The following is a 13,485-nucleotide window of genomic DNA, read 5'->3' as shown; positions in this document are numbered from 1 at the left end:
AGTGGAACGCGAGATTTCCAACACGCCGCCGCCGACACCCCGAACGGGGCGCCGGCAGCATGGCGAACGCTTATTGCAGGCTGGTGCCGGCGCTGCCCGGCGCCGGCGCGACTGCGGCATTGACCGCGACGGTATTGGTCGACGGCCTGGCCGCGATCCGCACCGCAGGCTCACCCTTCATGCCGGGGAAGCGCGGCCACATGCCCTGTGCGAGCGCGGCGCGGCTGACCGATTTGTCACGGCCGGTCTGCCCCTCATACATCCAGTAGTTGCGCAGCACGGTGACGACATAGCCGCGCGTTTCCCAATAAGGGATGCTTTCGATGTAGAGCAGCGGATCGCCGTTATCGCGCACCAGCGAGTTCCATTCGCCGACCGGGCGCGGGCCGGCGTTATAGGCGGCGATCACCTTGGGCAGCAGGCCCTGCGTCAGCCCCATGTCGCGCAGCCGCTCCAGATGGCGCTGGCCGATGTCGATGTTGGTCGAGGGGCGGGTCAGCGCGGCCTTGTCCACCTGAACTCCGCGTTCGCGCATGTAATCGGTCGCCGCCGCGGGCATGATCTGCATCAGGCCATAAGCGCCGGCGGGCGACACGACCTTGTTGCGGAAACCCGATTCCTGGAGCGTGTGGGCATAGACCAGCGCCTTGTCGACGCGCCAGCCGGTGTCGGGCGTCCAGTTCGGCGTCGGATAGCGCGTCTCGGCGGTGGCGACGAAGCCTTCCGGGCAATTGTGTGCGAGCCACACGACGCTGGCGGGAAGGTTCATCTGCTCGGTCACGCGGACCAGGCTGGCGAATTCCGCCTTGGGGCCGATCTTCGCCTGCTGGCGGATCACCTGGTCGGCGGCGCTGTCCTCGCCAATCTCGATCAGCGCGGCGGCGACGCGGATGTTGGGGCGGCGTTCCAGATTGGCCCAGTCGCTCGTCACCTTCTGCGGCTTGAAGGCCGCGGTCTGCATGCCGAGCGACTGCCGCGCGATCTGGCCGTAGAAGGTTTCGCCATATTGGGCGGCGTTCTTCAGCCGTGCCTCGATCCGGTCAGGGCGGCCGCACATCATGTCGGCGCGGCTGGCCCAATAGAGGCCGGCGGCGCGCATGTCGGTGTCACCGGCGCGGGCGGAAACCGCCTCGAACCCTTCACCGGCAGCGGCGCAATCATTCTGGCGCCAGGCGGCGAGCGCCGACGTCCAGCGCGCATGGGTGGCCCAGTCGCCCTGCCCGCGCGCAGCCTTTTCGCCGAGGCGGCGGGCGTCGCCGTCGAGCCCCTGGAGGAAATAGATCCAGGCGACTCGCGACTGCCATTCGGTCTGCGCCTCCGGCGTCAGGCCACTGGTCGAATCGAGCAGCGATTCCGCCGCGCGGCCCATGTCCGCCTTCACATAAGGCTGCATCTTGTTGGCCAGATCGGCGGCGATCGCATCGCTGCGCGTGGCACGGGCGCGCACGCGGGTGGGCGCGCCGTCCTGCCAGATGAGCCGCTGCGCTACCGGAAGCGGGGGCAGGTCCGCCGCGCCGCGCGCACGGGCGAGGCGGGCGAGCGATTCGGCCTGGGGCAGTTCGGGCGCCTCGGTCAGCAGGCGGACCAGCGGCTCAAGCTCCACGCGGGGCGAGCCCTTGGCGGTGTAAAGTTCGGCGCGGGCGTAGCTGTGCAGCGGACCGGGGGCCATGCCGTCGAGCGCAAGCTGCGCATCCTGCCAGCGGCTTTCGCGAATGGCGGCGAACACCCCGCGATACTGGCTGCGCTGTTCCGCCGACAGCTGCGGCGGAATGGCGGGTTTGCCGGGCGCCTCCTGACGCGCCGGTTCAGCCGCGACCATCGTTGGCGCAAGCGCCACGGCCGAGACGGCCGCAAGCAGCATCCGCATCACTCAAGTCCCCTTTTCAGCAATTGCAGATCCCTCCACGCGTCGGCCTTGAGCGCGGGCCGCTCCAACAGCATGCGCGGATGGAAGCTCGCGACGACCTCCGTCGTTTGTGAGACTCTATGGTTAAGTGCATGTAAACGCCCACGGGCTTCCATGACGTTCGCCGCCAGGATGGCACGGCTCGCCGCATCGCCCATCACCAGAAGCCGCTTCGGGGCGGCCAGCGCGACGTGATGGCGGGCGATTTCGCCCAGCCGCTGTTCAAGATCGCGCGGCATACGTCCCGCCGCCGGACGGGCGGCGCAGACGCTGGCGAGGTGCACATCGTCGCGCGAGCGGCCGATCGCGGCGAGCATCCGGTCGAACAGCCGCCCGGCCATGCCGCCAAGCAGCGAATCGGTCGAGTCCCGCTCCGGACAGTCGATCAGGATCATGAGGTCTGCGGTTGTCGGGCCGCTGGCGGTGACCAGCGGCACGCCCCATCCCGCCTCCGGCGCGGCGGTGCCGATGCGCCAGGCGAGCAGTTCCTCCAGCGTCGCCGGCAGCGTCGCCGTGACGGGGGGATCGAGCGGCGCGGCGTGTGGCTGTGCCGGTAGCGATGACGCTAGGGCAACCGGCTCTTCGCCGCCCAGCCAGTCGAACGGATCGTCGCCGACGAGCATGTCGACGCCCGCGTCCTGCCACCATTCGAGGACGCTTGCCGCGGCCAACCGCCAATTCGTGTTCTGATCTGCCCCCATAAGCCGCTTCATAGCGTTACGGTTGACGTAGCGGTCAATTCGCTCGACAGCCGATGGGGACAAGACGTTGCCGGCGCGCGCCCGATCGCTCGCTTACGATCGGGGCCGGCCAATGGAGAGAATGATGAGCGAACGCGAGTCGATGCCTTATGATGTGGTGATCGTGGGTGCGGGGCCGGCCGGCCTCAGCGCGGCGATCCGCCTGAAACAGCTCGCCGCCGAGAAGGAAGCCGACCTGTCCGTCTGCGTGCTCGAAAAGGGCAGCGAAGTGGGCGCGCATATCCTGTCGGGCGCGGTGATCGATCCCCGCAGCCTGGACGAGCTGCTGCCCAACTGGCGCGAGGACGGGTGCCCGCTGGCCGAGGTGCCGGTGACGCAGAACATCCACTGGGTGCTGAGCAAGCAGGGCAAGTTCAACCTGCCGCACCTGATGACCCCGCCGTTCATGCACAACAAGGGCACCTATACCGGGAGCCTGGGCAATCTGTGCCGCTGGCTGGCGGGCAAGGCCGAGGAACTGGGGGTCGAGATCTTCCCGGGCTTCGCCGCGGCCGAGATCCTGTTCAACGAGGACGGCAGCGTGAAGGGCGTCGCGACTGGCGACATGGGCGTGGCGCGCGACGGCACCCGCAAGCCCGATTACCAGCCGGGGCTGGAGCTGCACGCGAAATACACCTTCTTCTCCGAGGGGTGCCGTGGGCATCTGTCGAAGGAGCTGATGCGCATTTTCGACCTGCGCGCTAACTGCGATCCGCAATCCTATGGCCTCGGCATCAAGGAATTGTGGGACATCGATCCCGCGATGCACGAGCCGGGCAAGGTGATCCACACGCAGGGCTGGCCGCTCAGCGAAAGCGACACCAACGGCGGTGGCTGGATCTATCACCAGGCGAACGGGCAGGTTTCGATCGGCCTCGTCACGTGGCTGAACTATTCCAACCCCTATGTCTTCCCGTTCGCGGAAATGCAGCGCTGGAAGACGCATCCCGAGATTGCGAAGCTGCTGAAGGGCGGCAAGCGGGTGAGCTATGGCGCGCGCGCGATCAGCGACGGCGGGCTACAGTCGATCCCGAAGCTCGTCTTCCCGGGCGGCGCGCTGATCGGCGACAGCGCCGGTTTCCTCAACGTGCCGCGGATCAAGGGCACGCATACCTCGATGAAGAGCGGCATGATGGCCGCCGAGGCCGCGGTCGACGCGATCCTGTCGCAGCGCCAGGGCGACGAGCTGACCGCTTACCCCGAGGCGTTCGAGGCGTCGTGGGTGAAGAAGGAGCTGTCGATCGTCCGCAACGTCGCGCCGCTGGTGAAGAAGTTCGGCGATTTCATGGGTTCGGGCATCGCCGGCATTGCGATGTGGATGGAGAACTTCGGCCTGAAGTGGCCGCTGACCATGAAGCAGCATGCCGACCATGAGACCTTGTGGCGCAAGGACATGGCCAAGAAGATCGACTATCCCAAGCCGGACGGCGTGCTGACGTTCGATCGCCTCTCCTCGGTGTTCCTGTCGAACACCAATCACGAGGAGGATCAGCCGATCCACCTGACGCTGAAGGACCCGAACATCCCGGTCGAATACGACCTGCCGCTGTATGACGAGCCGGCGCAGCGTTACTGCCCGGCGGGCGTGTACGAGATCGTCGGCGAGGAAACGGGCGATCCGAAGTTCGTGATCAACGCGCAGAATTGCGTCCACTGCAAGACGTGCGACATCAAGGACCCGACGCAGAACATCAACTGGGTGGTGCCCGAGGGCGGCGGTGGGCCGAACTATCCCAACATGTAAGCTGCTGGCAGCGGCGGCGCTTGCGGCGATCGTCGCCGCAGCGCCGGCGCATGCCGCCGTGCCCGACCTGCTCGCCTATCTGCAGGCGCGCGCCGCCGATGGCGAGGGCGCGGCCGAGGCGGCGGCGCAGCGCTACGCCGATGCGCTGGCCGCGACGCCGGGCGACAAGGGCGTCGCCGCCTACGCCTATCGCGAGGCGATCAAGGCGGGGAACCTGAAGCTGGCGCTGGACGCCGCGGTCGCGCTGGGCAGCGCCGCCCCCGCCGACGCCGACCTGCTGATCCTCGGCAGTGCCGCGGCGCATGCGGACCTCGACACCGCCGACGCCGCGATCGCGCGGATCGGCAAGGGCCAGTTCGCGGTGATGGCGCCGCCGCTCGCCGCCTGGGCCGCGTTCGCGCGCGGCAAGGACCCCCTGCCCCTGCTGGCGGTCGGCCGCAGCGACAGCGTGGCGCGGCGCTTTGCCGGCGAAACGCGCGCGCTGATCCTGATCGCGCAAGGCAATACCCGCGAGGGGCTGACCACGCTGAGCGCGATGCTGGGCACCGGCCAGGCGAGCGAAGACCTGCGCATCATCGCCGCGCGGCTGCTGATCGGTACCGGGCGGGCGGCGGAGGCACGCGGGCTGCTGGCCGGGGACGCGGCACCGATCGCGGCGCTGCGCGACCAGCCGGGTCCGGGCGCGCAGCCATCGCTGGCATTCGGCGCGTCGGCGCTGTTCACGCGTATCGCCAGCGACCTGATCCTCGGGCCCGACAGCCCGCTGCCGCTCGCGCTGGCGCAGGCGGCGGTGATGGCGGATGCCGGCAATGATCGCGCCCGCCTGCTGCTGGCGCATACGCTGTCGCGCGCCGGTGAACCCGCGCGGGCGATCGCGACACTGAAGGCCATTCCGCCGACCAGCCCCTATCGCGACGCAGCGCGGGCCGGCCGCGTCCAGATCCTGGCCAACGCCGACCGTATCGACGAGGCGATCGCCGCGGCCGAGGCCGAGGCGCGCGACAACACCCCCGCGTCGCTGCAACGCTATGGCGACCTCTTGATGACCGCCGACCGGCCGGCGGAGGCGGTGCCCGTCTATCGCCGGCTGATCGACAAGGGTGAGGCGGACTGGTCGACGTGGCTGCAATATGGCGCTGCGCTGGACGAGGCGGGTGACTGGCCCGGCGCGCACCGCGCCTTGCAGGAAGCGGTGCGGCTCGCGCCCGAGGAGCCGCTGGCGCTGAACTATCTCGGCTATGCGCAGATCGTGCATGGCGAGCCGGTCGCCCCGGCGCAGGCGCTGCTGGAAAAGGCGAGCGCGCTGAGGCCCAATGATGCCGCGATCACCGATTCGCTGGGCTGGGCATATCATCTGGCGGGCGACAGCAAGCGCGCGCTGCCGCTGATCGAGCGCGCGGCGGCCGCCTCCCCCGCCGATGTCGAGGTCAACGAGCATCTCGGTGACATTTACTGGACGCTGGGCAGGCGCGTCGACGCGCGATACGCATGGCGCGCGGCGCAGGTCGTCGCGGAACCCGAAACGTCCGCGCGGCTCGCGGCGAAGATCGCCAACGGACCGACGACCCACCAATGATTTCCAGCGATGTGATCGTGGAGCCGGCGCCGGCGAAGCTGAACCTTGCGCTTCACGTCCGCGCGCGGCGGGCCGACGGCTATCACGATCTGGAAACGCTGTTCGTGTTCTGCCGCGACGGCGACGTGGTGACGATTGCCGACGCGCAGGACGACAGCTTTACCATCACCGGGCCGTTCGCGAGCGCGCTGGCGGCGGCGGTGACCGACGTGGTGCCGGCGGATCGTGCTGGCTGGGCAGACAATCTGGTGACGCGTGCCGCCGACGGCTTTCGCGATACCTTTGACGTCGCGCAGCGCCATGCGATCATCCTGGAAAAGAACCTGCCCGTCGCGTCCGGGATCGGCGGGGGTTCGGCCGATGCGGCGGCGACGCTGCGCGCACTGGCGCGGCGGCATGGCGTTTCGGCCGATGATCCGCGGCTGATCGCCATCGCTGCCCGACTGGGCGCCGACGTTCCCGCCTGTCTGGCCGGGCGGACCGCCTTCGGCACCGGCAAGGGCGATGCGCTGGCGCCGCTGGATGGCTGGGCCGGTGCGCCGGTGCTGCTGGTCAATCCGGGCGTGGCGGTGTCGACCGCGGCGGTCTTTGCCGCCTGGGACGGGATCGACCGCGGGCCGCTGGACCCGGCAGACCCGATCGGCGGGCGCAACGACCTGGAGCCGGCGGCGCGCAGCCTGGCGCCGGAGATCGACCGGGTGATTGCGGTGCTTGCCGCGCAGCCCGGCGTAACGCTGGCGCGTATGTCCGGATCGGGCGCGACGTGCCTCGCGCTGTTCGAGACGGTTGCGCAGCGCGACCGCGCCGCTGCCGCGGTTGCCGCCGCCGAGCCCGGCTGGTGGCAGATGGCGAGCCGGCTGGCATGATCGGGTTCGAGATGGACGGGGCGATCGCGCGAATCACCCTCGCTCGCGATGGCCGGCGCAATGCGATGGGCGCGGCGCATTTCCACGAGCTGGCCGACATTGCCGCGGCGGTCCCGCGCGAGGCGGCGGTCGTTCTGCTGCAATCGGGCGTGCCGGGGATCTTTTCCGCCGGCGCCGACCTCAGCGAAGCCGCGCGGCTTGCCGACGCGCCCGAGCTGCGCGCGCCCTTTCGCCTCGCGATCCGCGCGGCGGTGGAATCGCTGGCGGCGCTTCCCATGCCGCTGGTCGCCGCGATCGACGGCGGCTGCCATGGCGCGGCCGTCGCGCTGATGCTGGCCGCGGACGTGCGGGTAGCGAGCAGCGACGCCAGCTTCGCGATCCCGCCGGCGCGGCTGGGCATCGGCTATCCGGCGGAGGATCTGGCGCGGCTGCTGGCGGTGGTCGGCCCGGGGCAGGCGGCGCGCCTGCTGTTCACCGCCGCGACGATCGACGCGCACGAGGCGCTGCGCATCGGGCTGGTCGACGTGATCGGCGATGGGGCGGCAATCGCGGCGCAGATCGCCGCCAACGATGCGGGTGCGCTGGTCATGCTGAAGGCGATGTTGCGTGATCCGGCCGCGCCCGACCATGCCGCCGCCTTCGAGGACAGTTTCGCCAACCCCCGCTTTCGCGCGGCGGCCCAACGGTATCGTTGATCGGGGGCGTTGATCGCGTCGCGCTGGCAGGCGATACCCTCGCCATGCCGATCGACACGAACCGCCCGTTCCTGCCCGTCAACATCGCCGTGCTGACCGTGTCCGACACGCGCGGCCTGGCCGACGATCGCTCCGGCGATACGCTCGTCGCGCGGCTGCTGGAGGCGGGGCATGTGCTGGCGCAGCGCCAAATCCTGCGCGACGATGCCGATGCGATCGTGGCGCAGCTTCACGCCTGGATCGAGGACGAGGCGATCGATTGCATCATCACCACCGGGGGCACCGGGGTGACCGGGCGCGACGTGACGCCCGAGGCGGTGGAGCGGGTCGCCGACAAGATGATCCCCGGCTTTGGCGAGCTGTTCCGGTGGCTGTCCTACCAGACGATCGGCACCTCCACCGTCCAGTCACGCGCCTGCGCCTGCGTGGCGCGCGGCACCTATATCTTTGCGCTGCCCGGATCGACCGGCGCGGTGAAGGACGGGTGGGACGGCATCCTCAAGGACCAGCTCGACAGCCGCCATCGGCCCTGCAATTTCGTCGAGCTGATGCCGCGCCTGCTGGAACGCTGAGCGCCGGCAATATTGCGCAACGCGGCGCACATCCGGCCGCCATAATCGGACACGGATCGCGGCCCGTGCGCGTCCATTTTCACATGATTTGTCAAAATGATGATGACGTGGGTTGAACATAGCAACCAACGGCGTTGCCGAACATTTCGATGTGCATGCCCACTTTCTTTTTCCGTGTCCGTACACCAGACCAGATGACCCGCCGCGCGGAAAGCTTCGAACTGCCCGATCTCAATGCCGCGCTGATCCAGGCGCAGCGGTCCGCGCGATCGCTGGTGCGCACGCCGGCACGCCGCGGGATCACTACGATGAAGGGCAGCCTGGACATCGAAAACGAGCTGAATCAGCCGCTTGCCCGCCTGACGCTGGCCGAAGTCGCGCACCAGATTTCCTGATCACCAGAGCTCCTGGAAAGGGGCCATTCGCGGAGAGGATGCGCGCGCCGGTGGCCGATGCCGCCGGGGCGCACCCGTGCCTGGGGTGGCGCGGCGCAGAACGCGACCGGCGGGCCGAAACCAGGGCAGGCAGAGCGGCTACGGCGTTCCCGTTTGCGGCCTTTCCGGCGACACGCACGGCACATTGTCGGCCGTCCAGTCGAGATCATAGGTCGCGGGCACGGTCTCGCCCTTCCCCACCGCGGCCTTGCGACCCGCGGGGTCGTAGAAGATCCAACCCATGCTGTTGTCGAACTTGGCGATCCGCGCATTGTCGCGCTCGGCCGACGCGGCATCGGTCTCCGGCCGCTCCACGCGCGATCCGCGGATCATCCGTATCGCGCCGTCGCGCATCTCCCAGGCACGGTGATAATGCCGGCCGAACAGGCGATTGTCGTAGCTGGGCTTCGATGACCATTGTTCAGGCTTCGTGGATGTCGGCAAGCGCACCGTGGTGACGTGGCAGATATACTCAGGCTTGCTGTAATAGGGTGCGTTCTGGTTTGGCCCCGGCGAACGAGCGCGGCGATCGGGTGGGCTGAAGCCACCACCGGGCAACGCCAGCGACTTCCCACCGCCGTCGCCCTCATCCCAGGTCATCCTGGCGGTGCCGGAAATGGTGAGGACGCTGGCACCCGCCTTCTGATCATAGCGCCACTGGACGTCGTCGATCGTCTGCCAGAACTCGCCGATCGCATTCTGGCGAAAGCCGTCGAGCAGCTGCGGGGCGCTGATCGCGGCGAATTGCAGCTGGTTCTGCAGTCCCTTTACGCCGCGGATAATCTCGGTCGTGACAACGCGGGGCGGCGTGTCGAAGCCGGCTCGTGCGTCAATCTCGAACAGATTGATCGTGTCGGGCACTGTTGCCGGCCGCCAGGGCAGCTGCTCGAGTGCGCTGCCGGCCGGGGTGAGTGGCAGGACCCAGCCCACCGGGAATACGGGCTGGGCGCTTGGGGTGGCAACCGCGGGCAAGGTGCCGTCCAGCCAGTAGCGCTGGCCGTCGATGCGGGCGCGGACAAGCACATGATCAAACACCTGCGGCAACGCGAGTCGTTGATCGAGCCCGTCGTCGTTGCCATCGGCATTGATGAGGACCGCCTCTGCCTCAATCCCAAGCTCCGCCAGCAGCGCGAGAAGCAGCGCGGTCTTGCCCTTGCAGTCGCCGTAGCGGCGCTTCCAGGTTTCGTCCGCCGACGCCGGGATCACGTTACCGCCATTCAGGCCGACGTAGATGTAGCGCACATCCTGCTGCACAAGCTTCAGCGCCGCGGCAGCGCGATCGACCGGCCGCGTGTGAGCCGCGGCAATGCGGGCTGCTTCGCGCCTGATTGGAGAGTCGGCGGCGAGGGTAGCGGCCTTCGCATAGAGGGGCGCGAAGTGACGCGACAGTGAAGCCCAGTCGGCAAAGTCGCTGTATTCCACGGCGCGCTGCCAGAGATAGCGTGGCGGCGCATCGCGCGGCGGCGATAGCAGCGCGGGATTGTCGAAGCGGAATTCGAGCGCCCGCTCCTGCTTCACCATTGCCGACGTCATGTCCGGAGCAATCCTGAGCCGCGGCTCGTGCCCGACGTCCCAGCTCAACCGTAGCCGATAGCGGCCGGGAGCCGGGGCCTGCCCCAGCAACAGCATGCCCGAATCATACGGCCCGAGCCCCGGATCGCGGGAGAAGCTGGTAAACTGCACGTCCAGTTCGTCGCCGACGCGCAGATCAGGGACGCGAAGCACCGCCGTCAGCATCCCGTCGAGCATTGCCGCTTCGAGTTGATCCTCTCGCCGCAGGATTTCGAAAGAGGCGCTCTTCAGAACGTCGACGAGCTGTCCGTCGCGCAACACGCTGATGCCATGCACGATCGGGGCTCCGGCGGCCGGGTTCCAGGCAATGGCAATATTGCCGACCTGCAGCGCGCTGGAATCCAGGATCTTCACGCGGTAGCCGAAATATTGCGCCTGGCCCTTGTCACTCAAGTGGACCAGCACATCCTGACGCAGGAATAGCAACGGACTGGTGACGGTAGCCGGCATCGGCAACAACTCGGATGGGCTCACCCAGGCGGGAGTGGGACCACGAGAGACCTTGTCGGATTGTGCATAAGCAGGCCCGGCAACAAGCATTGACGCCGCAAGGAGCAGCCCAGCACGAACATTCATCGATATTGCCCCCAACCTCTCAGGCTGCACCTGTGGCAGAAGCAGGTCACTTGCAAGATGTTGGTGCACGATAACGGGCCGCACACGCCCGCGGCTTTCGACGTGGCCGGCCGCGCACGATGCGCCGGCGCGCGGCCACCGCCCGCGCAGTGCGCGGGGATGGCGGCAATTTTTCTTGAAGTCTCTGGTCGGGGCGACAGGATTCGAACCTGCGACCCCCACACCCCCAGTGTGATGCGCTACCAGGCTGCGCTACGCCCCGACCGAGACGCGCGGCCCTACGCGGGCCGCGCGGGATATGCAAGTCGTGATCAGATCAGCTTGCGCCAATGCTGCCCGTCCCAGGCGTCGATCGACATGGCGGACGGCGAATGGGCGCGCAGCGCGCGGCCGAATGCCTTTTGATGATCGGCCTGGCCGTGCGCGGCCAGCGCCTCCGGAGTCGCCCAGCGTTCGGCGACGCGGACCAGATCGGGATCGGCCGCGTCGAACGCGAAGCTATATTCCTCGCACCCCTCTTCGGTTTTCACCACCGCGGCATGATCGGCGAACAGCGACGCGGCCTTTGCGCCCTCTCCGGCGCCAAGCTTGATCGTACCCATTACCAGGATCGTCATTACCTCTCCTTCTCGCTCGTTATCCGCGCTTCCTTACCACGCGCGTGAGTTGCGCCAAGGCCGTGGCAGTGATAGCGGCGCACGCTTCCCTTGAGGTCCGTTCTGCGGGCCTCATGACCCATGTGCACGCAAGGACGGCATGTTCATCTCTCCAGCTTATGCCCAGACGGCCACGGGCGCTTCCTCGCAGGGCGGCATGGCAGGCTTTCTCAGCCTGGCGCCGCTCATCCTGGTCTTCGTCGTCTTCTACTTCCTCATGATCCGACCGCAGCAGCGCCGCATGAAGACGCTGCAAAATGCGATCGCGGCGGTGAAGAAGGGTGACACGGTCGTTACCGCCGGCGGCCTCGTCGGCAAGGTGACCAAGGTCGAGGACCAGTTCGTCGAGGTCGAGATCGCCCCCAACACCCGCGTGAAGGTCGTCAAGGCGACCCTCGCCGAGGTGACGGCGCTCGGCGCCAAGCCCGCGAACGACTGAGGCGATCCGCTCTAATGCTCGATTTCCCGCGGTGGAAGGTCATCTCGATCTGGGCAACGATCATCGCGCTTGTCGCGCTGGCGATCCCCAGTCTGTTGCCGCAGCGCATCACCGATTCGTGGGGTGCCTTCCCGCACCCGCGGATCAACCTGGGCCTTGACCTCGCGGGGGGCAGCTACCTGCTGCTCGAAGCCGATGTGAACGACATCGCGTCCGGCCGGCTCGAGGCGATGCGCGAGCAGGTGCAGACCGAGATGCGGCGCCAGCGGCCCCGCATCGAGATCGGCGACATTTCCGTCCGCGGCGGGCGCCTGTCGTTCCTGCTGCGCGATCCGAGCCAGGTGGACGCGGCGCGCGAGCGGCTGACCCAGATCACCGGCGGCGGCGTCGGCCTGACCGGCCAGCGCGAATGGGACATCCAGGTCGTCGATTCGAGCCGTATCGTCCTCACCCCGACGCAAGCCGGGCTGACGCAGGCGATCGACACCGCGATGGGCGACGCGACCGAAGTGGTCCGCCGCCGTATCGACGAGCTTGGCACGCGCGAGCCGACGATCATCCGCCAGGGATCGAACCGTATCGTCGTGCAGGTGCCGGGCCTGCAGAACCCGCAGGCGCTGAAGGACCTTCTGGGCAAGACCGCGAAGCTCGAGTTCAAGCTGGTCGACGAGACCGCGACGCCGCAGCAGCTGGCCAGCGGCCAGGCACCGGCGGGCAGCCAGATCCTTCCCTATCCCAACAATCCCGCCGGCCTGCCGGTCATCGCGGTAAAGCGGTCGGCGATCCTGACCGGCGACCAGCTGACCGATGCGCGGCAGGAATTCAGCCAGCAGACCAACGAGCCGCAGGTCGCCATCACCTTTGACAGCCAGGGCGGCCGCAAGTTCGCCCAGGTGACGCGCGAGAACGTGAACAAGCCGTTCGCGATCATCCTCGACAACCAGGTGATCTCGGCCCCCAACATCAACGAGCCGATCCTGGGCGGTCGCGCGCAGATCTCGGGCAGCTTCACGACGGAAAGCGCCAATGCGCTGGCCATCGCGCTGCGTTCGGGCAAGCTGCCGGTGACGCTGAAGGTGGTCGAGGAATCGACGGTGGGACCGGACCTTGGCGCCGAATCGATCCGCGCCGGCATCCTCGCGTCCGCCGTGGCGGTGGCGCTGGTCGTCGCCTTCATGCTGGTCACCTATGGCCGGTTCGGCGTCTATGCGAACCTCGCCGTCGTCATCAACGTGTTCGTCATCGTCGGCGTGCTGGCGCTGATCGGCGGTACGCTGACGCTGCCCGGAATCGCTGGCTTCGTGCTGACGATCGGTACCGCGGTCGACGCCAACGTGCTGATCAACGAGCGTATCCGCGAAGAGCGGCGGCGCGGGCGATCGGTGGTCCAGTCGGTGGAACTGGGCTACAAGGAAGCCAGCCGCACGATCTTCGAGGCGAACATGACCCACGCCATTTCCGGCATCATCATGTTCCTGCTGGGCTCCGGCCCGGTGAAGGGCTTCGCGGTCGTGCTGCTGATCGGCATCGCCACCAGCGTGTTCACCGCCGTCCTCTTCACCCGCATGCTGACGGCGCAGTGGCTGCGTCGCGCCAAGCCGAAGACGATCAACATATGACCTGGGGCCGATCGATGAGCGACCGTCGCCCCGGGAACATGCCGGGGTCTCGTGCCGCAGCGGCACGTACCAGCAACAAGGAAACCCCGG

12 protein-coding genes and 1 tRNA gene are annotated in these 13,485 nt (G+C 68.1%); 8 read left to right on the top strand and 5 right to left on the bottom strand.

Features of this window, described 5'->3' with window-relative positions:
- Positions 1-70: 70 nt before the first annotated feature.
- Together XM50_RS10550 and XM50_RS10545 are read right to left on the bottom strand one after the other, a co-directional pair.
- Complete coding sequence (locus XM50_RS10550; RefSeq protein WP_046409276.1) at positions 71-1,867, bottom strand: lytic transglycosylase domain-containing protein; 1,797 nt, start codon at positions 1,865-1,867, stop codon at positions 71-73.
- Positions 1,867-2,607 (bottom strand): uracil-DNA glycosylase, encoded by a 741-nt coding sequence (locus tag XM50_RS10545; protein WP_046409275.1) that lies wholly within the window; start codon positions 2,605-2,607, stop codon positions 1,867-1,869. The genes XM50_RS10550 and XM50_RS10545 overlap by 1 nt, the downstream gene beginning before the upstream one ends.
- 124 nt (positions 2,608-2,731) lie before the next feature.
- Here XM50_RS10545 and XM50_RS10540 point away from each other — a divergent pair, with 124 nt between their 5' ends.
- The 6 genes from XM50_RS10540 to XM50_RS10515 all read left to right on the top strand — a co-directional run bounded on the left by XM50_RS10540 (position 2,732) and on the right by XM50_RS10515 (position 8,494).
- The gene (locus tag XM50_RS10540) at positions 2,732-4,390 is read left to right on the top strand and encodes an electron transfer flavoprotein-ubiquinone oxidoreductase (RefSeq protein WP_046409339.1); all 1,659 of its coding nucleotides are present in this window, start codon (positions 2,732-2,734) and stop codon (positions 4,388-4,390) included.
- Positions 4,365-5,966, top strand: coding sequence for a tetratricopeptide repeat protein (locus XM50_RS10535; RefSeq protein WP_231621936.1), 1,602 nt, complete (start codon positions 4,365-4,367; stop codon positions 5,964-5,966). Before XM50_RS10540 ends, XM50_RS10535 begins: the two co-directional genes overlap by 26 nt.
- Complete coding sequence (locus tag XM50_RS10530) at positions 5,963-6,832, top strand: 4-(cytidine 5'-diphospho)-2-C-methyl-D-erythritol kinase (RefSeq protein ID WP_197075503.1); 870 nt, start codon at positions 5,963-5,965, stop codon at positions 6,830-6,832. Before XM50_RS10535 ends, XM50_RS10530 begins: the two co-directional genes overlap by 4 nt.
- The gene (locus tag XM50_RS10525) at positions 6,829-7,527 is read left to right on the top strand and encodes an enoyl-CoA hydratase/isomerase family protein (protein ID WP_046409274.1); all 699 of its coding nucleotides are present in this window, start codon (positions 6,829-6,831) and stop codon (positions 7,525-7,527) included. Before XM50_RS10530 ends, XM50_RS10525 begins: the two co-directional genes overlap by 4 nt.
- Before the next feature lie 44 nt (positions 7,528-7,571).
- On the top strand, positions 7,572-8,099 hold the full coding sequence (gene moaB, locus XM50_RS10520; RefSeq protein ID WP_046409336.1) for a molybdenum cofactor biosynthesis protein B: 528 nt from the start codon (positions 7,572-7,574) through the stop codon (positions 8,097-8,099).
- Positions 8,100-8,248: 149 nt separating this feature from the next.
- A complete protein-coding gene (locus XM50_RS10515; RefSeq protein WP_443024654.1) occupies positions 8,249-8,494 on the top strand; it encodes a DUF6894 family protein in 246 nt (81 codons plus the stop codon).
- 138 nt (positions 8,495-8,632) lie between these two features.
- Here XM50_RS10515 and XM50_RS10510 read toward each other — a convergent pair whose 3' ends face one another.
- From XM50_RS10510 to XM50_RS10500, 3 genes are all read right to left on the bottom strand, one after another.
- A complete protein-coding gene (locus XM50_RS10510) occupies positions 8,633-10,555 on the bottom strand; it encodes a DUF3857 domain-containing protein (protein WP_231621935.1) in 1,923 nt (640 codons plus the stop codon).
- Between the two features lie 311 nt (positions 10,556-10,866).
- Positions 10,867-10,943 (bottom strand) — tRNA-Pro (locus XM50_RS10505).
- 49 nt (positions 10,944-10,992) lie between these two features.
- Positions 10,993-11,298, bottom strand: a complete 306-nt coding sequence (locus XM50_RS10500; protein ID WP_046409273.1) for a putative quinol monooxygenase — start codon at positions 11,296-11,298, stop codon at positions 10,993-10,995.
- A gap of 139 nt (positions 11,299-11,437) precedes the next feature.
- Between XM50_RS10500 and yajC the strand changes: the two genes are divergently transcribed.
- On the top strand, positions 11,438-11,776 hold the full coding sequence (gene yajC / locus XM50_RS10495) for a preprotein translocase subunit YajC (RefSeq protein ID WP_046409272.1): 339 nt from the start codon (positions 11,438-11,440) through the stop codon (positions 11,774-11,776).
- A gap of 14 nt (positions 11,777-11,790) precedes the next feature.
- The gene (gene secD, locus XM50_RS10490) at positions 11,791-13,395 is read left to right on the top strand and encodes a protein translocase subunit SecD (RefSeq protein ID WP_046409271.1); all 1,605 of its coding nucleotides are present in this window, start codon (positions 11,791-11,793) and stop codon (positions 13,393-13,395) included.
- Positions 13,396-13,485: the final 90 nt, after the last annotated feature.

This window comes from Sphingomonas sp. Ag1 (genome assembly GCF_000980895.1).
Classification (GTDB): Bacteria; Pseudomonadota; Alphaproteobacteria; order Sphingomonadales; family Sphingomonadaceae; genus Sphingomonas; species Sphingomonas panaciterrae.
Note: the sequence above shows the minus strand (reverse complement) of the source record. Positions and strands in the feature narration are given on the sequence as shown.

What these genes read in the sequence shown, in the direction of transcription:
- XM50_RS10500 (WP_046409273.1), bottom strand. Translation starts at nt 11,298, where the DNA reads ATGACGATCCTGGTAATGGGTACGATCAAGCTTGGCGCCGGAGAGGGC.
- XM50_RS10540 (WP_046409339.1), top strand. Translation starts at nt 2,732, where the DNA reads ATGAGCGAACGCGAGTCGATGCCTTATGATGTGGTGATCGTGGGTGCG.
- XM50_RS10550 (WP_046409276.1), bottom strand. Translation starts at nt 1,867, where the DNA reads ATGCGGATGCTGCTTGCGGCCGTCTCGGCCGTGGCGCTTGCGCCAACG.
- XM50_RS10545 (WP_046409275.1), bottom strand. Translation starts at nt 2,607, where the DNA reads ATGGGGGCAGATCAGAACACGAATTGGCGGTTGGCCGCGGCAAGCGTC.
- XM50_RS10525 (WP_046409274.1), top strand. Translation starts at nt 6,829, where the DNA reads ATGATCGGGTTCGAGATGGACGGGGCGATCGCGCGAATCACCCTCGCT.
- yajC (WP_046409272.1), top strand. Translation starts at nt 11,438, where the DNA reads ATGTTCATCTCTCCAGCTTATGCCCAGACGGCCACGGGCGCTTCCTCG.
- XM50_RS10530 (WP_197075503.1), top strand. Translation starts at nt 5,963, where the DNA reads ATGATTTCCAGCGATGTGATCGTGGAGCCGGCGCCGGCGAAGCTGAAC.
- XM50_RS10510 (WP_231621935.1), bottom strand. Translation starts at nt 10,555, where the DNA reads ATGCCGGCTACCGTCACCAGTCCGTTGCTATTCCTGCGTCAGGATGTG.
- XM50_RS10515 (WP_443024654.1), top strand. Translation starts at nt 8,249, where the DNA reads ATGTGCATGCCCACTTTCTTTTTCCGTGTCCGTACACCAGACCAGATG.
- secD (WP_046409271.1), top strand. Translation starts at nt 11,791, where the DNA reads ATGCTCGATTTCCCGCGGTGGAAGGTCATCTCGATCTGGGCAACGATC.
- moaB (WP_046409336.1), top strand. Translation starts at nt 7,572, where the DNA reads ATGCCGATCGACACGAACCGCCCGTTCCTGCCCGTCAACATCGCCGTG.